22 protein-coding genes, 1 tRNA gene and 1 pseudogene are annotated in these 22,116 nt (G+C 56.1%); 10 read left to right on the plus strand and 14 right to left on the minus strand.

What is annotated here, in order from left to right:
- The first annotated feature begins 23 nt into the window (after positions 1-23).
- Positions 24-1,169, plus strand: a complete 1,146-nt coding sequence (locus ACOTXI_RS13655) for a porin (RefSeq protein WP_008499321.1) — start codon at positions 24-26, stop codon at positions 1,167-1,169.
- Between the two features lie 90 nt (positions 1,170-1,259).
- Here ACOTXI_RS13655 and mnmH read toward each other — a convergent pair whose 3' ends face one another.
- The 6 genes from mnmH to ppiB form a co-directional block, all read right to left on the minus strand.
- On the minus strand, positions 1,260-2,330 hold the full coding sequence (gene mnmH / locus ACOTXI_RS13660) for a tRNA 2-selenouridine(34) synthase MnmH (protein WP_058655048.1): 1,071 nt from the start codon (positions 2,328-2,330) through the stop codon (positions 1,260-1,262).
- Positions 2,331-2,415: 85 nt separating this feature from the next.
- Positions 2,416-3,483 carry a 5-(carboxyamino)imidazole ribonucleotide synthase gene (purK, locus tag ACOTXI_RS13665; protein WP_023293121.1) on the minus strand — a complete coding sequence of 356 codons (1,068 nt, stop codon included), beginning with the start codon at positions 3,481-3,483 and terminating at the stop codon, positions 2,416-2,418.
- Positions 3,480-3,989 carry a 5-(carboxyamino)imidazole ribonucleotide mutase gene (gene purE / locus ACOTXI_RS13670; protein WP_021241611.1) on the minus strand — a complete coding sequence of 170 codons (510 nt, stop codon included), beginning with the start codon at positions 3,987-3,989 and terminating at the stop codon, positions 3,480-3,482. The genes purK and purE overlap by 4 nt, the downstream gene beginning before the upstream one ends.
- Positions 3,990-4,160: 171 nt before the next feature.
- Positions 4,161-4,370 (minus strand): YdgH/BhsA/McbA-like domain containing protein, encoded by a 210-nt coding sequence (locus ACOTXI_RS13675; RefSeq protein ID WP_008499325.1) that lies wholly within the window; start codon positions 4,368-4,370, stop codon positions 4,161-4,163.
- Positions 4,371-4,505: 135 nt separating this feature from the next.
- Positions 4,506-5,228 carry a UDP-2,3-diacylglucosamine diphosphatase gene (gene lpxH, locus ACOTXI_RS13680; protein WP_058655099.1) on the minus strand — a complete coding sequence of 241 codons (723 nt, stop codon included), beginning with the start codon at positions 5,226-5,228 and terminating at the stop codon, positions 4,506-4,508.
- Between the two features lie 3 nt (positions 5,229-5,231).
- Entirely contained in the window at positions 5,232-5,726 is a 495-nt protein-coding gene (ppiB, locus tag ACOTXI_RS13685; protein ID WP_008499327.1) for a peptidylprolyl isomerase B, read from the minus strand.
- Positions 5,727-5,900: 174 nt separating this feature from the next.
- On the opposite strand from ppiB, the gene cysS reads away from it, so the two are divergent.
- Positions 5,901-7,286 (plus strand): cysteine--tRNA ligase, encoded by a 1,386-nt coding sequence (gene cysS / locus ACOTXI_RS13690; protein ID WP_008499328.1) that lies wholly within the window; start codon positions 5,901-5,903, stop codon positions 7,284-7,286.
- Between the two features lie 86 nt (positions 7,287-7,372).
- Here cysS and ACOTXI_RS13695 read toward each other — a convergent pair whose 3' ends face one another.
- The 5 genes from ACOTXI_RS13695 to folD form a co-directional block, all read right to left on the minus strand.
- Positions 7,373-7,894 carry a metal-dependent hydrolase gene (locus ACOTXI_RS13695; protein WP_008499329.1) on the minus strand — a complete coding sequence of 174 codons (522 nt, stop codon included), beginning with the start codon at positions 7,892-7,894 and terminating at the stop codon, positions 7,373-7,375.
- A gap of 73 nt (positions 7,895-7,967) precedes the next feature.
- Positions 7,968-8,984 carry a Mal regulon transcriptional regulator MalI gene (gene malI / locus ACOTXI_RS13700; protein WP_021241606.1) on the minus strand — a complete coding sequence of 339 codons (1,017 nt, stop codon included), beginning with the start codon at positions 8,982-8,984 and terminating at the stop codon, positions 7,968-7,970.
- A gap of 83 nt (positions 8,985-9,067) precedes the next feature.
- A complete protein-coding gene (locus ACOTXI_RS13705) occupies positions 9,068-10,567 on the minus strand; it encodes a PTS transporter subunit EIIC (protein WP_008499331.1) in 1,500 nt (499 codons plus the stop codon).
- Between the two features lie 283 nt (positions 10,568-10,850).
- Positions 10,851-11,063 (minus strand): ribosome-associated protein YbcJ, encoded by a 213-nt coding sequence (gene ybcJ, locus ACOTXI_RS13710; protein WP_004143016.1) that lies wholly within the window; start codon positions 11,061-11,063, stop codon positions 10,851-10,853.
- A 1-nt stretch (position 11,064) separates the two neighbouring features.
- Positions 11,065-11,931: a bifunctional methylenetetrahydrofolate dehydrogenase/methenyltetrahydrofolate cyclohydrolase FolD gene (folD, locus tag ACOTXI_RS13715; protein WP_008499332.1), complete on the minus strand. Its 867-nt coding sequence runs from the start codon at positions 11,929-11,931 to the stop codon at positions 11,065-11,067.
- A 309-nt stretch (positions 11,932-12,240) separates the two neighbouring features.
- Between folD and fimA the strand changes: the two genes are divergently transcribed.
- The 6 genes from fimA to sfmF all read left to right on the plus strand — a co-directional run bounded on the left by fimA (position 12,241) and on the right by sfmF (position 18,252).
- Entirely contained in the window at positions 12,241-12,804 is a 564-nt protein-coding gene (gene fimA / locus ACOTXI_RS13720; protein WP_008499333.1) for a type 1 fimbrial major subunit FimA, read from the plus strand.
- Between the two features lie 68 nt (positions 12,805-12,872).
- The gene (fimI, locus tag ACOTXI_RS13725) at positions 12,873-13,418 is read left to right on the plus strand and encodes a type 1 fimbrial protein subunit FimI (RefSeq protein WP_008499334.1); all 546 of its coding nucleotides are present in this window, start codon (positions 12,873-12,875) and stop codon (positions 13,416-13,418) included.
- A gap of 34 nt (positions 13,419-13,452) precedes the next feature.
- Entirely contained in the window at positions 13,453-14,145 is a 693-nt protein-coding gene (gene fimC / locus ACOTXI_RS13730; RefSeq protein ID WP_023326827.1) for a type 1 fimbria chaperone FimC, read from the plus strand.
- A 14-nt stretch (positions 14,146-14,159) separates the two neighbouring features.
- The gene (locus ACOTXI_RS13735; RefSeq protein ID WP_058655047.1) at positions 14,160-16,721 is read left to right on the plus strand and encodes a fimbrial biogenesis usher protein; all 2,562 of its coding nucleotides are present in this window, start codon (positions 14,160-14,162) and stop codon (positions 16,719-16,721) included.
- A complete protein-coding gene (gene fimH / locus ACOTXI_RS13740; RefSeq protein WP_103786820.1) occupies positions 16,714-17,721 on the plus strand; it encodes a type 1 fimbria D-mannose specific adhesin FimH in 1,008 nt (335 codons plus the stop codon). Before ACOTXI_RS13735 ends, fimH begins: the two co-directional genes overlap by 8 nt.
- Positions 17,722-17,730: 9 nt before the next feature.
- The gene (gene sfmF, locus ACOTXI_RS13745) at positions 17,731-18,252 is read left to right on the plus strand and encodes a fimbria assembly protein (protein WP_058655046.1); all 522 of its coding nucleotides are present in this window, start codon (positions 17,731-17,733) and stop codon (positions 18,250-18,252) included.
- A gap of 51 nt (positions 18,253-18,303) precedes the next feature.
- On the opposite strand, the gene fimZ is transcribed toward sfmF, so the two are convergent.
- The 3 genes from fimZ to ACOTXI_RS13760 form a co-directional block, all read right to left on the minus strand.
- Positions 18,304-18,936: a fimbria biosynthesis transcriptional regulator FimZ gene (fimZ, locus tag ACOTXI_RS13750; protein ID WP_008499339.1), complete on the minus strand. Its 633-nt coding sequence runs from the start codon at positions 18,934-18,936 to the stop codon at positions 18,304-18,306.
- A gap of 800 nt (positions 18,937-19,736) precedes the next feature.
- Positions 19,737-20,465, minus strand: a complete 729-nt coding sequence (locus ACOTXI_RS13755; RefSeq protein WP_008499340.1) for a helix-turn-helix transcriptional regulator — start codon at positions 20,463-20,465, stop codon at positions 19,737-19,739.
- Between the two features lie 24 nt (positions 20,466-20,489).
- On the minus strand, positions 20,490-21,188 hold the full coding sequence (locus ACOTXI_RS13760; RefSeq protein ID WP_058655045.1) for an EAL domain-containing protein: 699 nt from the start codon (positions 21,186-21,188) through the stop codon (positions 20,490-20,492).
- 278 nt (positions 21,189-21,466) lie between these two features.
- Here ACOTXI_RS13760 and ACOTXI_RS13765 point away from each other — a divergent pair.
- Together ACOTXI_RS13765 and ACOTXI_RS13770 are read left to right on the plus strand one after the other, a co-directional pair.
- Positions 21,467-21,543 (plus strand) — tRNA-Arg (locus ACOTXI_RS13765).
- Positions 21,544-21,707: 164 nt separating this feature from the next.
- Positions 21,708-22,010, plus strand: a pseudogene (locus ACOTXI_RS13770) (Arm DNA-binding domain-containing protein); the annotation flags it as partial.
- Between the last annotated feature and the right edge of the window lie 106 nt (positions 22,011-22,116).

Raw genomic sequence — 22,116 nt, forward strand, 5'->3', positions numbered from 1 at the left:
AGCGTGTCTATTAAGGAAAAATAATGACTATAAAAAAATCAGCGCTGGCGGCAACGATTGGCGCGGCAGTGGCATTAACGACCTTCGCTTCTCAGGCGGAAATCACCGTTCTTAAGCAGGATCCTCAGGCGGGTAACCCGCTGAGCCGCCTGAACTTCACCGTTGGCGGCAGCATTCGTCCTCAGTTCCAGAACATGACCGGCGACGACGGTAAAAACAGCTACAAGCGTAACGGCTTTGACGGCGGCACCCGCTTCCGTTTCGCAGCAGATTACTACCTGTTTGATGACATCAGCTGGATCAGCTACTACGAGCTGGGTGTGAATATTCCTGCGCAGTTTAACTGGGATCACCACTACGCCGAAGGCGCACACGACACCACGCGTCGTATGCTCTATACCGGTCTGAAGAGCGACACCTGGGGTACGCTGACCTTCGGTCAACAGAACAGCGTTTACTATGATGTGGTTGGCGCGAAAACCGATATCTGGGACTACGACATGATCGCTCAGGCACCGGGTAACGGGATCAACGGCGATTACGACGGCTCTTACCGTTCACGCCAGATGCTGAAATATAAGAAAACCGTGGGCGATGCGGACATTTACGCATCCTACCTGTTTGAAGACAGCGAATACCTGCCGGGCAACGGCCTGCGCTACAAGCGTAAAGGCGGCGGCTCGCTGGGTCTGGATTACCACCTGACCACCGATCTGACCTGGGGCGCCGCGTGGAACTACACCCGCGCCGACATGCGTAACCCGGACAACGGCGACAGCAAAACCTACGACCAGAATATCCTCGGTACCGCGCTGAGCTGGACCCCGGACAACTGGACCTTCTCCGCAGGCGGCGGCTGGTATCAGAACTTCCTGACCACCAAAAAAGTGTCTGTTAACGACTACTTTGCGGGCGACGCGTGGGGTATTGAGTACTTCGCAGGGTACAAATTCCCAGTCGGTCAGTACGCGGTGAAATCCATCCAGCCTTACTTCATGGGTGACCGCATTGAGTACGTGAACGGCCGTAACTACCAGCGCATCGACAACGGCGTGGGGATCAGCTTCCAGCTGGATTACGGTTTCCGCGTGGATTACGAACACGTGTTCACCTCCAGCACCGACAACCTGGGCGACATGAACCTGGTGCGTTTGCGTTACGACTTCTAAGCCGTCTGTTCCCCGGTGGCGCTGCGCTTACCGGGGCTACAACAGTACGCGTAGGCCGGGTAAGGCGTAGCCGCCACCCGGCTTTATTTTTCAGCGATCAAGCCACTCAGCAATTTCTTCGTACGTCCCGCGATACACAATCTTTTCCGCCTTTTTCTCCAGCTGATAGCCATACATCGGGTCGTAATAGTCGTTCAGGAGCGGTACAAGCCAGCTGAAGTGCGCGTCAGTGCGGCCAGAGCGTTGCTGTTCCAGCAGCGCGGAGTCTAACAGCGCGGTAAATTCCGCAAAGCGCTGCAGCCCAAGACGGCGGCGTATGGCGAACAGGCCGTGATGCAGGTACTCGCTGTATTCTTTCCAGCCCGCTTCCTCGCCGTAGGCGGCAGAAAAGTCCGCCCACATATGGTCGAAATACTCTTCGCGCAGGCGCTCAAGACGAATGTCAAACGGATCCTCGACCACCACGATAGGGGCTTCAACCATGCGGTCGCGCAGGCAGGCCGGCAGGTGGTTAGAGCCAATCATCCGGCCTTCATCTTCCAGCACCCAGCGCGCGGCGTCTTTTTTCAATAGCTCAACCGCAAGGTGATTTTCAAAGCTGGCCTGAGAAAGCTGCGGCGTGAGCGTGCGGCCAAATGACGAGCCGCGATGGTGCGCCAGCCCTTCCAGATCGATACCCTGCGCGTGCTGCTTCACCAGCAGGGTTTTACCGTTCCCGGTACAGCCGCCGATAAGCACCATCGGCTTTTGCGACTGCTCGATGGTCACCTGAATCGCCGTCTGGCGCAGGGCCTTATAGCCACCGCGGATCAGCGGGTAGTCGACACCCGCCTCTTTCAGCCAGGCCTGCGAGATATGCGAGCGCTGGCCGCCGCGCGCGCAGCAGAGAAAGCCCTCAGGATGGGCAAGGCTGGCTTCGCGCCAGGCGTTGATGCGGGCCTCACGCGTGTCGCCGCTTACCAGGCGATGGCCGAGCGCCAGCGCGGCGTCCGGTCCCTGACGTTTATAACAGGTGCCGACGGCGGCGCGCTCGTCATCGTTCATTAAAGGCAGGTTGACTGCCGCTGGCATCGCGCCCTGGGCAAATTCGATCGGCGCGCGAACGTCGATTAAAGGGGTATCGGACGCGAGGATCGCGCGATAGTCCGTTCCATCGTTCATGGTTATTCCAGAAGAAAGCTAAGCAGCAATGGGCGGGAATTGTACGCCGGGGAAAGAGGAGGTCAACTCCCCGGCGGAGGGAGAACTATTTAAGCTTAGATTGTGCCCAGACAATACCGCTCGCGTATTCCGGCGGCAGGAGCGGGATCATGGCTTCCAGCGTGGCGCTCAGACGGCCCGTGTCGCTGTCGTTCAGGTTCAGGTGGCCGACTTTACGACCCTCGCGGACCTCTTTGTCATACCAGTGCAGATGCACCAGCGGCAGCTTCAGCCAGTCGTAGTTCAGATCGGTCCCGATCAGGTTGATCATCACCGACGGACTGTTCACCACCGGCTGCGGCAGAGGCAGGTCGGTAATGGCGCGCAGGTGCAGCTCGAACTGGCTGATGGAGGCGCCGTTTTGCGTCCAGTGGCCGCTGTTGTGCACGCGCGGCGCAAGTTCATTGATCAGCAGACCGGACGGGGTGATAAAGCACTCCATCGCCATGACGCCGACATAACCGAGTTCGTGCATGATGGCAGAGAGCATCTCTTCCGCCTGCGCCTGCTGGTCGGCATTGGCGTGCGGGAAGGCGACGCTGGTGCGCAGAATGCCGTCCTGATGCAGGTTATGCGTCAGCGGATAAAACACCGTGCGGCCGTCATGCCCGCGCGCGCCAACCAGCGAGACTTCACCGCTGAAGTTAATGCCCTGCTCAACGATGCACTCGCCGTAGCAGTCATTCGGCAGCTCGGCGGTGTCGCCTGCGCGCAGGCGCCACTGGCCGCGGCCGTCGTAGCCACCCACGCGGCGCTTCACGATCGCCAGTTCGCCCAGCATGGCGAAGACGTCGTTCCACTCGCTTTTATCAGACAGGAGCTGCCACGGCGCGGTCGCGAGGCCGAGCTTGTCGAACAGCTGCTTTTGCGTCAGGCGGTCGGCAACGATCGGGAACACGTCGCGGTTAACGAAGGCGTTATGACGCGCCAGCTCGCGGGTCAGAGCGGTCTCCGGCCAGCGTTCAATCTCGGCGGTGATCACGCTCTGGTGGAATGGGACGGCTTCTGGCTCGGCGTCCAGCCCGACGGGCCAGACGGTAATACCCAGCGGCTCACCGGCCTGACGCAGCATGCGGCCTAACTGGCCGTTACCGAGAACGCAAACCTGCTTCATGCCGCACCCCGCGGGTCCGGGTTGTCCAGCACTTCGTCGGTCTGGGCTTTACGCCACGCCGCCAGACGTTCATGTAAGTCTTTATCGTGCGTCGCCAGGATCTGCGCGGCCAGCAGGGCGGCGTTTGCGGCACCCGCTTTGCCAATCGCCAGCGTGCCGACAGGAATACCGCGCGGCATCTGAACGATGGAGTAGAGGCTGTCCACACCGCTTAACGCGGCGCTCTGAACCGGTACGCCCAGAACCGGCACCAGGGTTTTGGCGGCAATCATGCCCGGCAGATGTGCTGCGCCGCCCGCACCGGCGATGATCACCTCATAACCGTTCTCTTCGGCGCTTTCGGCGAAGCTGAACAGTTTGTCCGGCGTACGGTGTGCAGAGACCACTTCAACGTGGTGCGGAACATTCAGGATGTCAAAGATTTCGGCGGCGAACTGCATGGTAGCCCAGTCGCTTTTGGACCCCATCACGATGGCGACACGCGCCGGATTATTGCGGGAAGACATGCGTCTTAAAACTCCTGTGGTGCGAAACACACTGCTTTCGAGGGCACAGAGAATAGCATGTTATACGGGCAAGGAAAACGGTTGCGCGGTTAAATCTTGAGCCGTTGTTGCCATCAATTCATAACAAAACAGACCGCATTCTGGCGGTCTGTTTTCGTCGAGGGGCAATCATTATTTCGTCAGTTCTGCGGTCATATACACGCGATTATCGACCTTCGCGCTGGTGATTTTATAAGACGCACCCTGTTCAGCAGCCTGTGCAGCGATTTTCGCTTCTGCGCGGTCAAGGGTAGAGGCGGTTGCGCTCACGCTCTGCGCGAAAGAACCGAAAGAAACCAGGGAGAGAGCCGCAACTGCAACGAAAGTTTTGATGGATTTCATGGTCGTATTCCTTAAGTGTTTTGTCTGGGATAGGGCGTGTTGCACTGATGTGATAAATAATAGGCCGACCACGGGCGGATTAAAATCGAAACAATTTGCCGATATTGTTCAAAAAAATAGAATGATGTGGAGGGGTTAAAACGGAAACGCGATCAGCTCCACGCCCTCAGGCGAGACTTTGACCATGGAACCTTCGGTGTGCCAGGCACCCAATACCACGCGGTGTGCGGGCTGGCCGTTGGCGATGAGGGAATGCACGTCAGGACGATGGGTATGACCGTGGATCAGCCACTGAACCTCATGCTTTTCCATTACCCTCACGACCGCCTGCGGATTGACGTCCATGATGGTCATGGATTTGCTGCTGTTGGCGGCTTTACTGCCTGCGCGCATTCTGGCGGCGATGCGGTTGCGGATAAACAGCGGCAGGGCAAGGAACACCTTCTGGATCCACGGGGTGTGGACTTTGGCGCGAAACGCCAGGTAGCCGGTATCGTCGGTGCAGAGCGTGTCGCCGTGCATGATCAGCACCTTGCGGCCGTAGAGATCGAGCACCTGTTCTTCCGGCAGCAGCGTCATGCCGCTTTCACGGGCGTAGCGCTTGCCGATCAGGAAATCACGGTTGCCGTGAATGAAGTAGCAGGGGACGCCGGAATCGACCAGCGCGTGAATGGCGGCGGCTATTTCACGGTGCAGCGGGTTAGGATCGTCGTCGCCAATCCAGGCTTCAAAGAGGTCGCCCAGGATGTACAGCGCATCAGCGCTTTTCGCTTCACCGCGTAAAAAACGCAGAAAACCGGCGGTTATCGCCGGTTCTTCTGTTTGCAGATGAAGATCCGCAATAAAGAGTGTCGCCACCAATTACTCGCTGACGGTCACGCTGGTAATCACAACGTCTTCTTTTGGAACGTCCTGGTGCATACCGCTGCGGCCAGTAGAGACGGCTTTGATCTTGTCAACCACGTCCATACCTTCAACCACTTCTGCGAATACGCAGTAGCCCCAACCCTGCAGGCTTTCGCCGGAGAAGTTCAGGAAGTCGTTGTCCGCCACGTTAATGAAGAACTGTGCAGTAGCGGAGTGAGGTGCCTGAGTACGTGCCATCGCCAGCGTGCCGCGGGTGTTTTTCAGGCCGTTGTTCGCTTCGTTCTTGATCGGCTCTTTAGTGGCTTTCTGGTTCATGCCAGGTTCGAAACCGCCGCCCTGGATCATGAAACCGTTGATCACGCGGTGGAAAATGGTGTTGTTGTAGAAACCTTCGCGGCAGTAGTCCAGGAAGTTTTTAACTGTTTCAGGCGCTTTGTCATCAAAGGTTTTGATTACGATATCGCCATGATTAGTGTGGAAAGTAACCATTTTTGCATCCTGTTCCGTTATTGTGGTACGTCGACCCGCCTTCGGGTCATCTATAGGGGCTTGTTATAGCATAACCACAGGATGCGATCACCTTGCATTGTGTGCTGCTTCGGGTTTGAATTACGGGTAGAATAGCCGGTTTTCAACCACACACGTGTTTACATGGAATCTTCGATGTTAAAAATCTTTAATACAATGACGCGCCAAAAAGAGGAATTTAAACCTATCCATGCCGGGGAAGTCGGCATGTACGTGTGTGGTATTACGGTTTACGATCTCTGTCACATTGGCCATGGCCGTACCTTTGTCGCCTTCGACGTGGTGTCACGCTACCTGCGTTTTCTCGGGTACAAGCTGAAATACGTGCGCAACATCACCGACATCGACGATAAGATCATCAAGCGCGCGAATGAAAACGGCGAAAGCTTTGTCGCGCTGGTGGATCGCATGATCGCTGAGATGCACAAAGACTTCGACGCCCTGAATATTCTGCGTCCGGACAGCGAGCCGCGCGCGACCCACCATATTCACGAAATCATCGAGATCACCGAAAAGCTGATCGCCCGCGGTCATGCGTATGTTGCCGACAACGGCGACGTGATGTTCTCCGTGCCGACGGACCCAACCTACGGTGCGCTTTCCCGTCAGGATCTGGACCAGCTCCAGGCCGGTGCCCGCGTTGACGTGGTTGACGTGAAGCGTAACCCGATGGACTTCGTGCTGTGGAAGATGTCCAAAGAGGGTGAACCAAGCTGGCCATCCCCGTGGGGCGACGGCCGTCCGGGCTGGCACATTGAGTGTTCGGCGATGAACTGCAAGCAGCTGGGCAAGCACTTCGACATTCACGGCGGCGGTTCAGACCTGATGTTCCCGCACCACGAAAACGAAATCGCGCAGTCCACCTGCGCCCACGGCGGCGAGTACGTGAACTACTGGATGCACTCCGGGATGGTGATGGTTGACCGCGAGAAGATGTCGAAATCGCTGGGTAACTTCTTTACCGTGCGCGACGTGCTGAAGTATTACGACGCGGAAACCGTGCGCTACTTCCTGATGTCCGGCCACTATCGCAGCCAGCTGAACTACAGCGAAGAGAACCTGAAGCAGGCGCGCTCGGCGCTGGAGCGTCTGTACACCGCGCTGCGCGGAACCGACAGGTCTGTTCCGGCGGCAGGCGGCGAAGCGTTCGAAGCGCGCTTCGTTGAGGTGATGAACGACGACTTCAATACCCCGGAAGCCTACTCCGTGCTGTTCGACATGGCGCGCGAAGTGAACCGCCTGAAGTCCGAGGATATGGCGGCCGCGAATGCGCTGGCGTCACATCTGCGTAAGCTCTCTGCCGTGCTCGGCCTGCTGGAGCAGGAGCCGGACGCGTTCCTGCAGAGCGGTGCGCAGGCGGACGACGGTGAAGTGGCGGAGATTGAAGCGTTGATCAAGGCGCGTCTGGAAGCGCGTCAGGCGAAGGACTGGGCAGCGGCCGATGCGGCGCGTAACCGTCTGACCGAGATGGGCATCATTCTGGAAGACGGCCCGCAGGGAACTACCTGGCGCCGTAAGTAAGTCTGTAACGCCCGGTGACGCTTACGCTTACCGGGCCTACGGGCAAAAGTAGGCCGGGTAAGGCGCAGCCGCCACCCGGCTTTTTTTTACCTTCTTTTCCACCACAGCAACCCCATCAGCACTACACCCGGCAGCCACACCCACAGCAGTTCTGAAATAATCACCTGATGCCCGTACGGCGTGGTATAGCGTGAGAGCGCAAACGGCGCGACCTTAATCACCTGCCACGGCGCAAAGAAGCGTTCATCCGACCACGGCCACAGCCAGCCGACGCCTTTCCCGCCTGTGGTAATCGAATCCAGCAGGCTGTGCGACAGCAGTGACACGGTTAAAAACAGCCAGCATCGCGTCAGGCTGGCCCGGAACCATCGTCGTCCAGTCAGTACGCAAAGTATCGGCACCACGAAGGCAAACAGCAGGGAGTGGGTAAAGCCGCGATGGCCGAAAACGTTGCCGTACGCGACGCCGAACTTGAACGCCAGCACGTCGGCGTCCGGCAGCATGGCGAGAACAATGCCGGCAAACAGCAGACGGGGTGGGATAACTTTTGTCCCCAGGCCTAAGCCCAGGCAAAGCGGAACAGCAGCGTGCGTAATGACGGTAGGCATTGTGATTATCCATGGCAAATCATGGAAATATAGCAGTCATTCCGCGCTAAAAAACCTGTGCTAAATTCTGATTTTACGCCGACTCGCGTGCGATAAGCTGCCCGGAAAGCGTAATGCGCTGGGTTTGCAGCGTCGGCTCCTTCAGCGTGCGAATAATCAGCCCGGCCGCCTGACGCCCCGTCTCTTCGCTGGCGGACGAGACGTAGGTAAACGAGGGCGAGGTGAGGTTCACGTGGAGCATATCTTCGAAACCGACCAGAGCGACCTGCTGCGTCAGAAACACATCTTTACCCACCGTACGCCCGACCTGATGAATACCGGAGATGGAGCCGATCATGGCATCCGGCGAGTGGCAGAGCAGGGCGGTGATGGTATTGTTTTTTTCCAGCAGCTGGCGGGTGGCAAAACCCGCTGCCAGCGTGTCATCGCTGCAGGCCGGCGAGTATTCATCGCGCCAGACCAGTCCGTTTTGCGCCATCGCGCTGCGAAAGCCGAGCAGGCGCTGCTCGCGGATAAGGCAGCCTTCCCGTCCGCCTATGTAGGCGATATTACGATGACCGCGCTCGATAAGATAACGCACCGCCAGACTGGCCGCCTGCCGGTTATCGCGCATCACCAGATTGCATTTTTCATCCAGCAGCGACTGCGAGACCACCACCAGCGGCAGCGGGCAGTGGCGAATCTTTTCCGGCAGGGTGGCGGTGCGGGTATCCGAGGCCAGATAGATCACCCCGGCGACGCCCTGCTGCTTAAACGACAGCAGGCAGCGCTCAAGCTGGTCATGGTCGTTCTGGGGCTGACCGAGAAAAACCATATACCCCTGTTTTTCAAGATCCTGAACAATGCTCGCCATCACCTTGATGGAGAAGCTGTCGCTAAAGTCGCGAAGGATCAGGCCAATCAGATTAGAGGTATTGGCGCGAAGGTTGGCAGCGGCAACGTTATGAACATAGCCCAGGGTATTGATGGCAGCGTTGACCTTCTCGATCGTTGCCTCTGAGATTTTCCCTTTCTGGCGCAGCACCAGCGAGACGGTGGAAACCGACACGCCCGCGTGCTTCGCGACATCAATAATGCTGACTTTCTTCAAAACCGCTCCCTGAAATTTACCGATTATCAGCCAGATAAAACACGCCTCCCAGCGTACAGGAGACGTGTCGTTCAGGCATCTTATTATTTGCCGATCATGGTGGACATGGTCTGGGCGATAAACTGTGCTCTGGCACCGAAAATCACCTGAATGCCGTTGTCGCCGACGAAGACCACGCCGCGCGCGCCGAGTCCGTTAAGGCCGTCTTTATCCACCGCGTCGCTTTTTGCCACTTCCAGACGCAGGCGGGTGATACAGGCGCCGACGGAGTCGATGTTATGCGCGCCGCCCAGCAGGGTGATGATCTCGGTCGCGAGCTCGGAATCCGATTTTTCATCCGCATTGGCGGTTACTTCGGTGCGGCCCGGCGTTTTCACGTCGAAACGACGGATCACAAAGCGGAACGTGAAGTAATAAATCAGGCCCATTGGAATGCCGATGATAATGGCGCTCAGGAAGTGGGTCTGGTAGCCGTTAAACGACGGCAGGATCCCGAATGACAGATAGTCGATAAAGCCCGCAGAGAACGACTTGGCGATATGCGCATGCAGCAGGTACATGGTCATGTAGGCCAGACCCGCCATGATGGCGTTAAAGACGTACAGAATCGGCGCCACGAAGATAAAGGTAAACTCAACCGGTTCGGTGATCCCCGTCAGGAAGCAGGTCAGCGCCGCGGAGAACAGAATACCGGCCGCGATTTTCTTATTCTTCGTATGGGCTTCGTGATACATCGCCAGGCACGCCGCAGGCAGCGCGAACAGCATCAGCGGGAATTCACCCTGCATGAACTTACCGGCGTTCTGGTAGGTATCGCTGCTGAAGGATTTCACGCCTTCTTCCAGCATCTTGAACCAGATGGTCTGGTCGCCGTGGATCACCTGGCCTGCCTGGGTGGTGTAATCCCCAAACGAATACCAGAACGACGGATACCAGATATGGTGCAGACCGAGCGGGATCAGCGCGCGCTCCACCAGACCGAAGATAAAGGTCGAGGCCGCCTGGTTGTCGCCGTTAACGACCACGGAGAGGGCGTCGATACCGGCCTGGATATGCTGCCACACGTACGGCAGCAGCAGCCCCATCAGGAACGAGAGGAACGCCGTTGCAATCGCCACGAAGCGCTTGCCGGAGAAGAAGCCCAGGAATTCCGGAAGCTGCATGGTGTGGAAGCGGTTATAGCACCAGGCCGCGAGAATACCGCAGATCAGGCCGCCGAAGACGCCCATCTGCAGCGTCGGAATGCCCACCACCATGGCGTATTTCCCGCCCTGAGAGGCCATTTCCGGCGTGATGCTCAGCACGGTGCTGATGGTGATATTGGTGACAAACACCGACACCGCCGCGGACAGCGCCGCAATGCCGGATTCTGACGCCAGGCCCACGGCAGAGCCAATGGCAAAAAGCATCGGCAGGTTATCAAAGATAACCCCGCCCGCGTTCATCATCAGCGGCAGATGGAACTTATCGCCGAAGGCCAGCAGCAGGCCCGCAGCGGGAAGCAGTGAAATTGGCAGCATTAAGGCGCGACCAATCATCGATAACTTAGACAGCGATTTAACAAACCCTGATATCAGACTCATGCTGATTTCCCCCGAGTAGCGCTTTTTTTGGCGCTGTTATTGTAAGTAGAACGTTTTAGTAGAACGTTCTACTTATCGTGGGCAAAGCGTGAAAAACGCGCAACTGAATTTTCACTTTTCAACAGACGAAATACTGATTATTTGAAGTGGATCGATAAATAACCGTGATGGGTGTGAGGGGATAGAGATAGAAATTGCCGGGTGGCGGCTTCGCCTTACCCGGCCTACAAACGGAGACAGTACGTAGGCCCGGTAAGCGCAGCGCCACCGGGCATCGAACGGCTTACGCCGTCACGGTCACGCTCTGCCCTTCAAAGCTCACGGTCTGGCCCGCGACAATCTTGCAGCGCTTGCGGGTTTCCACCGCACCGTCCACTTTGACAAGCCCGTCGGCAATGGCAATTTTCGCCTGCGCGCCGCTTTCGCTCCAGCCTTCCAGCTTGAGCAGATCGCACAGCTCAACGTGCGGGTGTTTGCCTAATGAAAATGTGGCCATCTTACGCGTCCTCTACGTCGTGATATTCTTCGCACGCCTGCAGGGTATTCTGAATCAGCGTTGCGACGGTCATCGGGCCTACGCCGCCCGGTACGGGGGTAATGTAAGAGGCGCGCGCGGCGGCATCTTCATACACCACGTCGCCGACCACTTTGCCGTTTTCCAGACGGTTAATCCCGACGTCCACGACAATTGCTCCCTCTTTAATCCATTCACCTGGAATAAAGCCCGGCTTACCGACCGCGACGATCAGCAGATCGGCGTTCTCAACGTGGTGACGCAGGTTTTTGGTGAAGCGGTGGGTAACGGTGGTGGTGCAGCCTGCCAGCAGCAGCTCCATGCTCATCGGGCGGCCCACGATGTTGGACGCGCCGATGACCACGGCGTTCAGGCCGTAAGTATCGATGTTATAACGCTCCAGCAGCGTCACGATACCGCGCGGCGTGCACGGACGCAGGCGCGGCGCGCGCTGGCACAGGCGGCCAACGTTGTAAGGATGGAAGCCGTCCACGTCTTTATCCGGTGCGATACGCTCCAGCACCTTCACGTTGTCGATACCGGCGGGCAGCGGCAGCTGAACCAGAATACCGTCGATCTCTTTATCGGCGTTCAGAGTGTCAATAAGTTCCAGCAGTTCTGCTTCGCTGGTGGTTTCCGGCAAATCGTAAGAGCGGGAGACGAACCCCACCTCTTCACACGCTTTGCGCTTGCTGCCGACATAAATCTGCGATGCCGGGTTACTGCCAACCAGCACAACGGCCAGCCCGGGGGCGCGTTTTCCGGCCGCTTTACGCGCCTTCACTTTTTCCGCGACCTCAGAGCGCACCTGCTGCGCAATCGTTTTACCGTCAATAATCTTTGCTGCCATCAGAGAGAAGATTCCGTCTGTAACGTTCGAAAGGGGGGAAGCGTGTATTTTGTCAGAAGCGAGCCCCGCTGTCAGTCACCCTTTGCGCGTTTTTATCCGCAAGACGCAAAAACCCTTCTTAAGGGATGGTCATTTTCTTAGGCGGGATTAGGATGTGACCTGGTAAAATGGCAGCGTTTTGACATATTTAAAAATCACCTCCTGAGCTACTTTGTCTCCTCCGAAATAAGCTTTCAATTACTCAATTGAACGTATTTCTTATTCCCGATTTTTCGCGGGAAGGGTTATTTACATTTTAAAGGAATAGACATGAAACTCAGCAACATTGCTTCTACTGTTATTGCAACTTTGGCCCTGGTTGCGGGTGCCGCAAATGCAGCGGATCCTGCTGCGCCGGTTTCCGTAAATGGCGGTACCGTACATTTTAAAGGTGAGCTGGTTAATGCGGCTTGTTCAGTAAATACTGATTCTTCCGAGCAGACCGTTAATCTGGGTCAGTATCGTACCGCGAAATTCACCAAAGTGGGCGACACCACCTCTAATATTCCGTTCAACATTGAACTGAACGATTGCGATCCGCTGGTGGCCAAAACTGCAGCCGTTGCGTTCACCGGTCAGATCGACCCAACCGACAAAACCCTGCTGGCCGTCACCTCCGGCAGCAACGACAACACCGCGAAAGGCGTGGGTATCGAGATCCTCGACAGCAAATCCAGCGTTCTGACGCCAGACGGTGCGACCTTCTCTGCTGCGCAGACGCTGATCGAAGGGACGAACACCCTGAAGTTCACCGCGCGTTATAAATCCACGGCTGCGACTACCGAGCCAGGCCAGGCGAACGCTGACGCCACCTTCGTTATGAAATACGAATAATTCCTCCGCACAGGGATGTTCAGGCCTCAGGGACGAGGCCCGTCATACGCTATTGCCAGGAACAAAGGATGACAAGGACAGGAACACTACTGCTGTTAACCCTTGCGATGGCTTGCCCGGCATCGGCGCATACCGTGGTGATCGAAGGTGGCAAGGTTCATCTCAGAGGTGAACTGGTGAACGGCGGCTGCGCCGTGGCGCCCGACAGCCAGAATATGCGCATCGATATGGGGCAGTACCGAACCAATTCATTTTCCGGCGTGGGCAGTTTTTCCACGGTGAATGTGCCTTTCACCGTACGGCTGCTGGACTGCAGCGTTGATGTTTCGCGCACCGTGGGGATCCAGTTTCAGGGGGCCACACCCGCAGAAGATCCTCAGGTCTTTCTGGCGACATCGCGACCAGGTGAAACGCCTGTCAGCAGCGGCGTTGGGCTGGCGCTCTTTGACGAGCAGCAGCGTCAGATTATCCCAAACGCCACGGCCGTCAGCTGGCTGCCGATCGATACCCGCGAGCTGGCGTTCCATTTTAGCGCCCGCTATCGGGCTATTTCCGAACACCTCGAGCCAGGCAAAATTCAGTCGGATGTCTGGTTTACGTTGATTTATCCATAACACCTGCGAACACATTATTAAAGGTACGGTTGTGATGAATACCCTAATTAAACCAGGACTTTTTTTATCGTTTATTTTAATGATGGTTTCTGCCTGCGCGAATGCATCCGGCGGTATTGCGCTGGGAGCCACCCGCGTTATTTACCCGGCCGACGCGAAGCAAACGTCGCTGGCGATCACCAACAGCAATAAACAGGAGCGCTATTTAATTAACGCGTGGATCGAAAATGCGAACGGGCAAAAAGAAAAAACATTTGCCGTCACGCCGCCCCTGTTTGTTAGCGAGCCGGACAGTGAAAACACGCTGCGCATTATTTACGCCGGGCCTGCGCTGCCTGCCGACCGTGAATCGCTGTTTTACATGAACGTGAAAGCGATCCCGTCAGTGAACAAAGCCAAAACGGAAAACAATAACGTGCTGCAGCTGGCTATCCTCTCGCGCATCAAGCTGTTTGTGCGCCCGAACAACCTGGCAATGCAGCCGGAAGAGGCGCTTTCCCAGCTGCGGTTTGAGCGCGCGGGTAACCATCTCAAAGTCAGCAACGCGTCTCCGTATTACATCACCCTCGTCAATCTGAAGCTGGGCGGGAAGACGCTGGATAACCTCATGGTGGCGCCGAAAAGCGCGGCACAGCAGGTGCTGCCAGCCGGTGCCGGCGGCACGCTCTCCTGGCAGAGCGTGAATGACTACGGTGCCATCACGCCGGCGCGTAGCGTCAACCTGTGAGCAGAGTCAGGGCGATGAAAAACCCTCAGGGACGTTACTGCCCGGTTGCACTGGCGCTGATGGCTGCGCTCTGGCCGCAGGCTGGCTGGAGCGAAAGCTATTTCAACCCGGCCTTCCTGTCCGACGACACCGCCAGCGTGGCGGATTTGTCGCGTTTTGAACAAGGGCACCAGCAGGCACCCGGCGTTTATCGCGTGGATATCTGGCGTAACGATGAATTTATCGGGACTCAGGACGTGCGTTTTGAGCAGGCAGAGAACACGCCGCCGGTGGCGGGCGGGCTATCGCCGTGTATTACTCGCGCGATGCTGGACCGCTTTGGCGTCAACGTTGCGGCGTTTCCCGAGCTGGCTCAGGTTCAGGGTGAGGCGTGCGTCCCGTTGACCACGGCCATTCCCGGCAGCGAAACGGTATTCAACTTTGCCTCACAGCGCCTGAACGTCAGCCTGCCGCAGGTGGCATTGCAGAACAGCGCCCGGGGCTACATTCCGCCGGAACAGTGGGATGAAGGCATCCCCGCCGCGCTGCTGAACTACAGCTTTACGGGCAACCGGGGCAGCGAAGACGACAGCTATTACCTCAACCTGCAGAGCGGGCTGAACTACGGCGCCTGGCGCCTGCGCAACAACGGCGCATGGCGATACACGCAGACCAACGGGCAGCGGCACAGCGAGTGGCAGAATATTGGCACCTGGGCGCAGCGCACCGTGATCCCGCTGAAAAGCGAACTGGTCCTGGGCGACAGCAATACCGGCAATGACGTCTTCGACAGCATGGGGTTCCGCGGCGGACGGCTCTTCTCGTCTGACAGCATGTATCCGGACAGCCTGCAGGGCTACGCGCCCACCGTGCGCGGGATCGCCCGGACGCCCGCCAAAGTGGTGGTGCGTCAGAATGGCTACGTGATCTATCAAAGCTATGTGCAGCCGGGCGCATTTGCGATTACCGATCTCAACCCGACCTCCTCAAGCGGTGACCTGGAAGTGACGGTAGAAGAGAAAGACGGTACCCAGCAGCGCTATACCGTGCCGTACTCCACCGTGCCGCTTCTGCAGCGTGAAGGGCGCTGGAAGTATGACCTCGTCGCGGGGGATTACCGCAGCGGTAACAGCGATCAGGATACGCCGTTCTTCACCCAGGGCACCCTGATTACCGGGCTTGCCAACGGCTTTACGCTCTACGGCGGGACGCAGCTGGCGTCACGCTATACCGCGGTTGCCGTCGGGGCCGGAAAAAACCTGGGCGACTGGGGCGCGGTTTCGCTCGATATCACCCACGCCCGCAGCCAGCTCGCGGACGACAGCAAGCATGAAGGACAGTCCCTGCGCTTCCTCTATGCGAAATCCCTTAACGGCTTCGGCACCAACTTCCAGCTGCTGGGCTACCGCTACTCCACAAAAGGGTTTTACACCCTGGACGATGTGGCATGGCGCTCAATGGAAGGCTATCAGTATGCCGACAGCCAGGACGATAACGATGTGCCGGACGTGCAGAGCTATCACAACCTGACGTGGAATAAAAAAGGCCGCTTCCAGCTTAACGTTTCTCAGTCGCTGGGGGATTACGGCTCGGTCTATATCTCCGGCAGCGAGCAGACCTACTGGGGAACCGACGAGTCGAACCTCTGGTACCAGCTGGGGTATGCGGGAGGCATGAAGGGAATCAACTACTCCGTTTCGTGGTCGTGGAACAAATCCGTCGGGATCGACGGCACCGACCGGATCGCGTCGTTTAACGTCTCCGTGCCGTTCAGTATCTTTACCCGTCAGGGCTATCGCCGGGACAGCGCGATTGACCGTGCCTACGCCACGGCATCCGCCAGCCGGAACAGCGATGGCGACACAAGCTGGCAAACCGGCGTCAGCGGCACGCTGCTGGAGGGCCGCAACCTGAACTACAGCGTGACTCAGGGACACACCAGCACCAACGGGTCAAGCGGAAGCGCCAGCGCCAACTGGCAGGCGACCTACGGCACATTGGGCGTGGGTTACAACTACAGCGACGATCAGCACGATCTCAACTGGCAGCTCTCCGGCGGGGTCGTCGGTCATGCCGACGGCGTGACCTTCAGCCAGCCGCTGGGTGACACCAACGTGCTGATCAAAGCGCCGGGGGCATCCGGCGTCAGCGTGGAAAACCAGACCGGCGTGAGAACCGACTGGCGAGGCTATGCGGTGATGCCGTATGCCACCGTCTACCGCTACAACCGCGTGGCGCTGGATACCAACACCATGAGCAACAACACCGACATCGAAAACAACGTGAGCAGCGTGGTGCCGACCAAAGGCGCGCTGGTGCGCGCCAGCTTTGATACCCGCATTGGCGTGCGCGCCCTGCTGACGGTAACGCGCGGCAACCAGCCCGTGCCGTTTGGCGCGGTGGTCCGCGAAACGCAAAGCGGGGTCACCAGCATGGTGGGGGACGACGGGCAAATTTACCTGAGCGGGCTGCCGCTGGAGGGCGAGCTGCTGATCCAGTGGGGCGACGGGGCGCAGTCTCAGTGTCGCGCGCCTTACAGCTTGCCTGAAAAGAGCCTGCAACAGGCAATCACAATGAAGGGGATTCGCTGTGAATAAAACCTACATTTTAGGCTTGTCGCTTCTGGCGCTACTGCCTGCGGCAAACGCATTCGCCACCGTGTGCGTCAATGAAAAAGGCGTGCCGACGGAAGTGCATTACGACCTGACGGACAAATTCAATAGCTCGAATAACCAGATTGGACAGGTCGTGACGCTCAGCGAGAAGTCGCAGTGGGTAGGGGTCAATGCCGTCTGCCCGAAGGGCACGGTCGGGAATACCACCAAGCGTAGCTACGTGACCGATTATCAGGTTACGGGAACAAGCGATGGCTATCAGTATCTGAAGCTGAACGACTATCTGGAGGGAGCCATGAAAATCACGGACAGCTATGCTGGCGTGTTTTATCCGCCAAAAAACTATATCCAGATGGGGAGCCATCCTAACGTCTCCAAAAACAGGCCGTTTGGCGTTCAGGACTCCAGCCTTGTCTTCCGCCTTAAGGTAACCCGACGTTTTATTAATATGGTCGTGATCCCGCGCGCCACCATGTTCCGCGTTTACGTCACCACCACCTCCTCGGATCCGCTCACCACGCCGGTCTATACCATCAGCTACAGCGGTACCATTCAGGTGCCGCAAAGCTGCGCTATCAACGCCGGGAACGTGGTGGAGTTTGATTTCGGCGACATTGGCGCCTCCCTGTTCAGCAAGGCGGGCGTAGGTAACAAACCGGAGGGCGTCTCATCGCAAAGCAAAACCATTGCGATCAAATGCACCAACGTCGAGGCGAACGCCATGCTGACGATGCGCGTAGAGGCGGAGAAAGTCTCTGATAATGTGCTGGTGTCGGATAACCCCGACGTCGGGTTCATCATTGCCAACGAGAGCGGTGCGCCGCTGACGCCTAACAACCTGACAAGCAAAATTCCGTTCCGCCTCGACGACAGCGCGCAGGCAAAGGTGGGGATCCGCGTCTGGCCGGTGAGCGTGACGGGCAACAAGCCAGCGGAAGGGCGTTTCACCTCGCGCGGGTATTTGCGCGTGGATTACGACTAAGGAGCCGATATGCGAAAAGGGATCCGTTTTCTCACCGTGGCGCTCTTTGCGCTTTGCACACAGGCTCAGGCGGACACCGCGTTGGGTGAAATTAACATTCGGCTCTACGGCAATATTGTCGATTTTACCTGCGTTGCGGAAGGCAGCGACAGCGACAAGACCGTCACGCTGGGCACCTGGCCCACGAAACAGCTCAGCACCACCGGGAGCCGCACGCAGCCCATGCCGTTTACGCTGAAGCTGACCGGCTGTCCGCCGGGCGCGGCGTCGATAACGTTTTCGGGTAAAGCCGACGGGAGCAATAACGGTTTGCTGGCGCTGAACGACGCCAGTACAGCGAGCCGTGTCGCGGTAGAGATCAGGGATGCGGATAAAACGCGTCTGGCTCTCCAGCAGGCCAGCCAGCCGGTCTCGGTTGATGCGCAGGGGAATGCAACATTGTCGTTTTATGCCAATTATATTGCCACTGCAGATAACCCTCAGCCCGGACGAGCCGATGCGGATGCCACCTTTATGATTAACTATAATTAGCACTGACCGCACTCCCTGCAGCTCAGATAAGCTGCAGGGAGTGAATTCAGGTTAAAGCAGCTCGTGCGCTTTGGCGTAATCAATTAATTCCACGATGCTTTGCACGCCCAGCTTGGAATAAATATTGGATTTATGCGCGCTAATGGTTTTGTTGCTTAATAGTAGCTGTTCAGCAATTTCCTTATTGGATAATCCATTCGCCAGATAGCGTAATACCGTGACCTCGCGATTTGATAATGGCATATCGACTGCCATCCCTTTCCCTGAACCCAAATGGTTTATAAAGTTCAGCGTTTCCGATGGGAAAAAGGAATAGCCCATCAGGATCATTTCTACGGCGTTGTAGATCTCACCCAAATCTTTTCGTTTACTGACGAAACCATTTGCCCCGGCGCGAATGGCGCGACCCGCGTAAAATAACTCTGATTTAGATGAGAGGAACAGAACCTTAATGTCTTTGTTTAAGTTTCTGATTCTCTTAAGTAAAGCGAAAGCATCCGTGCCCGTGAGTTCAATGTCAAGGATCACCAGATCGATAGGGTGATTACGGATACAGTCAAGGACTTCATGGCTATCGCCAGACTTGAGCTTGACTGTGATATTCTTATTTTTCTGTAGCAGGACTTCTATCGACATTCTGACGATAGGATGTTCGTCCATAATGATAACGGATGCCGGTTTCATTTTTAATGCCTCAGATTGTTAAAAGCGTTATGCAGAGTTTGGTAAAACTCTCGAAATGCCGGAAGGATATAATGTGCAGATCCCTATACCGTAGTATTTCCCTGGAAAGAGCGAAAGCATCCTTGTTTACGTAATGAAAAGAACTATGCCTCAGCGCGGTCATCTCATTTGGCTGGTGTTGGCAAAAAGGTTTTTCTTATTCAGATTTGGTACGCTTCTTATTATACAGGGTAAGTTTTTTCCGAAAACCCTGTAAATTAATCACAGGATATTGGTTTGTATTATCTTCTGGATCTGAATCGCTATTTTTTTAAATTTAGCGGAAATATCCTGTTATCCCATTTACCGCATATTTTCATCTTTATGTAATAACAAAAAATAACAGATATCTCTGTATGTTGATCAATTGTTAACAAAAATACGCATCATTTTGGGGGACTCGCCCGGTCTGATGAGGTGAACAATTGCCCTCGCAGGCCGTCAGACCTTCATCTGAAAGCGTGAAGGTTGACCTTCAGCTCCGCAACTCCTGCACAGGAGAACATGCTATCTGCTTCGCTTTTCCCTCCAGGGCGCAGTCGCTAAGCTGCTTGTTTTTACATCATTATCATCTTGTTAACGCTGTCTGCATTCACTTAACGGATGGAGGAAAGTGCTGCCGTTCGTTCAATTTGTGGCATTTCACAAGGTTCTCGCCCATAAATTAGGAATAGTTATAATTTCGACTTTATTGTTAAAAATTAACATTTTTGAAACACGAATGGTAAGTAAATTCTTAAAGCGCTTTAGGAAATAAGGGGTTAGGACGTGAGTGAAAACGTGCAGTCTGAGAGGTTATTAAGAAGATGCAACAATTCCTGCCGATGACTCAGCCCCAGCTTCACCAGGATGCAGCTAAGACGATAGATAATGCGGCTATAGGGACGATTCTGCATAAGGGCAATCTGACGTAACGTCTTGCCCCGGGAGAGTTCCTGCAGGATCGGCCATTCATTGCGGTTGAACCAGTCTTTGTCGGAGCCCTGTGGCGGGCGGGCATCCAGCAGGCTGTGCTGGAGTGCCGCGGCGTTCAGCTGGCGCTCGAGCACATGAAAGGGACCTGCCGCTTTGCAGAAAAGGCGGGTGTCGTAATTATCGGCCCGGACTAACAGCCAGGGCGTCAGGAACGGAGGAAACAGGCTATGCCTTCTCAACTGATCCAGTTTCTCCAGAAGCCCCGTTGACCGGCTTTCAATATCCACGACCAGACGGGCGGAGGGCCATTGCGTCTGTGCGACAAGGGCGTCGTCCAGCGTGGCGTAATCGCAGCAGCTGCTCAGGGGAAACTGCCCGTTGAGAAAACCGGTGCGCAGGAAATGATCCTCCGTCACCAGGAGAATAAACGGGGCGTCTGTTTTGCGGGGCTGGCTGATGGACTGGCTCAAAAATTCGAGCCGGTCGAAAAAGGGGGGAGCAAAAGGTGAGCGCGTAAATCCCAGTGCATCACTTCCTGTACGCCGCCGCCGGTAACGGCGCACTGTCATTCGCATGGTCTCCCTCCTGGAAATGGCGTTTTAATCCTCCGGCCATGTCCAGGACGGCCAGTAATATCCCTGGCCGAAGTCTGCGCCTGCCTGCAGTGCCCAGGTACGATCGCGTTCAGTCTCAATACCTTCGATAAGCACTTTCCCGGCAAGCTGAAAGCAAAGGGAAACCAGTTGCCTCAGCGCAGGGGTGTCGCGTAAACGCCAGAATGCTTCCTTATCTATTTTGATGCCGCTTAACGGAAGTCGACAGGATAAAAACGACTGCACTAAGACATCATCAATGTCATCCAGCCAGATAGCGTGCCCCTGTCTGCTCAGCTGCTGCAGATTCTGAACCACGCGCTGCTTCTGCGCGACGGACAGCGCCAAAAAAGCCGCAAGGTCGACAAACTCAATATTGAGCGGCACGCAGGGGAGTCTGATGAGCCGCTGGAAGGACGCAGGCTCTGTCAGGACGGTTATCGGCAGATTAATAAAAAGGTTATGACCGTGCGGCGTATTTTTTAACGCAGCAAGCTGCGCCTCAAGCAGCGTTAGCGACCAGCCAGCGGACCGATCGCAAAAAAAATCCTCACTGTGCCGCGTATCGGCCAGGACGCTAAGGACCTCCACGCCAACCTGCCGCAAAGAGGCGAGGGTGACGATAGGCTCAAGCTTAATGCCGACGATGTCCTGAGAGAGGTACTGTAACCGGGGGGGCGTATCGATCAGGTTTTGCGCTGTCACTCCATTGTCCTGTTGTCTGTCAGCCTCCAGGCGGCCGGGATACCTGGCTCTAGTGTGACGAGCTGACGTTCAGGAAAACAGCAGGCGTTACTTAAATGCAACTAAGCCTTTTCGCAGCGCTAAATTTTACGGTAAAACAGGGAGGAATGTTGAGAAAATAGCCGTATTTACAATTGGCTAGCGGTAATTGGCCCTGAAAACGGAAAAGGCATTGACTCACCTGCCATTGACCGTATAATTCTTCGCGTTTCACCACCGCGAAGTACACGCTTCTCAGTGCGCCCTTAGCTCAGTTGGATAGAGCAACGGCCTTCTAAGCCGTAGGTCGTAGGTTCGAATCCTACAGGGCGTGCCATTCTCACTTCTACTAACGTCTCTCAAAGTCTACTAAATCCAGCCATACCAAGCCACTCAGCTAAATCTCGCTCTCCCTACGTCTACTAAATTGTATTGAAATCCACACCAATGTGGGGGTACATTCGGGGGTATATACAGGTTCAATGGAAAGAGATACCCCCAATGAAGTTAACGGCACGCCAGATAAGCACAGCTAAGCCTCAGGACAAGCCCTACAAACTGGCGGATGGCGGCGGCCTGTACCTGCTAGTTAACCCGAATGGTTCCCGATACTGGCGCTTGAAGTACCGCCTGGCAGGAAAAGAAAAGCTCCTTTCAATTGGCGTTTTCCCTGATGTAACCCTCGCTGAGGCAAGAGATAAGCGAAATGAAGCGAAGCGATTACTCGCTAATGGTGAAGACCCGTCTGAGGTTAAGCAGGCGGAGAAGCAAGCCAGAATACTCGCGGTGAATAACAGTTTTGAGTTGACCTGCTCCCCGTTGATTAGTACACCCCGATGTTAGTAATGTCTTCATAAGCCACATGAGGACATCCCCATGAAGAAGCGTTTTTCCGACGAACAGATCATCA

The organism is Enterobacter cloacae complex sp. BZL2005 (assembly GCF_049238885.1).
Classification (GTDB): Bacteria; Pseudomonadota; Gammaproteobacteria; order Enterobacterales; family Enterobacteriaceae; genus Enterobacter; species Enterobacter roggenkampii.

What these genes read in the sequence shown, in the direction of transcription:
- fimZ (WP_008499339.1), bottom strand. Translation starts at nt 18,936, where the DNA reads ATGAAACCGGCATCCGTTATCATTATGGACGAACATCCTATCGTCAGA.
- sfmF (WP_058655046.1), top strand. Translation starts at nt 17,731, where the DNA reads ATGCGAAAAGGGATCCGTTTTCTCACCGTGGCGCTCTTTGCGCTTTGC.
- ACOTXI_RS13655 (WP_008499321.1), top strand. Translation starts at nt 24, where the DNA reads ATGACTATAAAAAAATCAGCGCTGGCGGCAACGATTGGCGCGGCAGTG.
- ybcJ (WP_004143016.1), bottom strand. Translation starts at nt 11,063, where the DNA reads ATGGCCACATTTTCATTAGGCAAACACCCGCACGTTGAGCTGTGCGAT.
- purK (WP_023293121.1), bottom strand. Translation starts at nt 3,483, where the DNA reads ATGAAGCAGGTTTGCGTTCTCGGTAACGGCCAGTTAGGCCGCATGCTG.
- fimA (WP_008499333.1), top strand. Translation starts at nt 12,241, where the DNA reads ATGAAACTCAGCAACATTGCTTCTACTGTTATTGCAACTTTGGCCCTG.
- ACOTXI_RS13755 (WP_008499340.1), bottom strand. Translation starts at nt 20,465, where the DNA reads ATGCGAATGACAGTGCGCCGTTACCGGCGGCGGCGTACAGGAAGTGAT.
- fimI (WP_008499334.1), top strand. Translation starts at nt 12,873, where the DNA reads ATGACAAGGACAGGAACACTACTGCTGTTAACCCTTGCGATGGCTTGC.
- cysS (WP_008499328.1), top strand. Translation starts at nt 5,901, where the DNA reads ATGTTAAAAATCTTTAATACAATGACGCGCCAAAAAGAGGAATTTAAA.
- purE (WP_021241611.1), bottom strand. Translation starts at nt 3,989, where the DNA reads ATGTCTTCCCGCAATAATCCGGCGCGTGTCGCCATCGTGATGGGGTCC.
- mnmH (WP_058655048.1), bottom strand. Translation starts at nt 2,330, where the DNA reads ATGAACGATGGAACGGACTATCGCGCGATCCTCGCGTCCGATACCCCT.
- ACOTXI_RS13695 (WP_008499329.1), bottom strand. Translation starts at nt 7,894, where the DNA reads ATGCCTACCGTCATTACGCACGCTGCTGTTCCGCTTTGCCTGGGCTTA.
- ACOTXI_RS13705 (WP_008499331.1), bottom strand. Translation starts at nt 10,567, where the DNA reads ATGAGTCTGATATCAGGGTTTGTTAAATCGCTGTCTAAGTTATCGATG.
- ppiB (WP_008499327.1), bottom strand. Translation starts at nt 5,726, where the DNA reads ATGGTTACTTTCCACACTAATCATGGCGATATCGTAATCAAAACCTTT.
- ACOTXI_RS13735 (WP_058655047.1), top strand. Translation starts at nt 14,160, where the DNA reads ATGAAAAACCCTCAGGGACGTTACTGCCCGGTTGCACTGGCGCTGATG.
- ACOTXI_RS13675 (WP_008499325.1), bottom strand. Translation starts at nt 4,370, where the DNA reads ATGAAATCCATCAAAACTTTCGTTGCAGTTGCGGCTCTCTCCCTGGTT.
- folD (WP_008499332.1), bottom strand. Translation starts at nt 11,931, where the DNA reads ATGGCAGCAAAGATTATTGACGGTAAAACGATTGCGCAGCAGGTGCGC.
- fimC (WP_023326827.1), top strand. Translation starts at nt 13,453, where the DNA reads ATGAATACCCTAATTAAACCAGGACTTTTTTTATCGTTTATTTTAATG.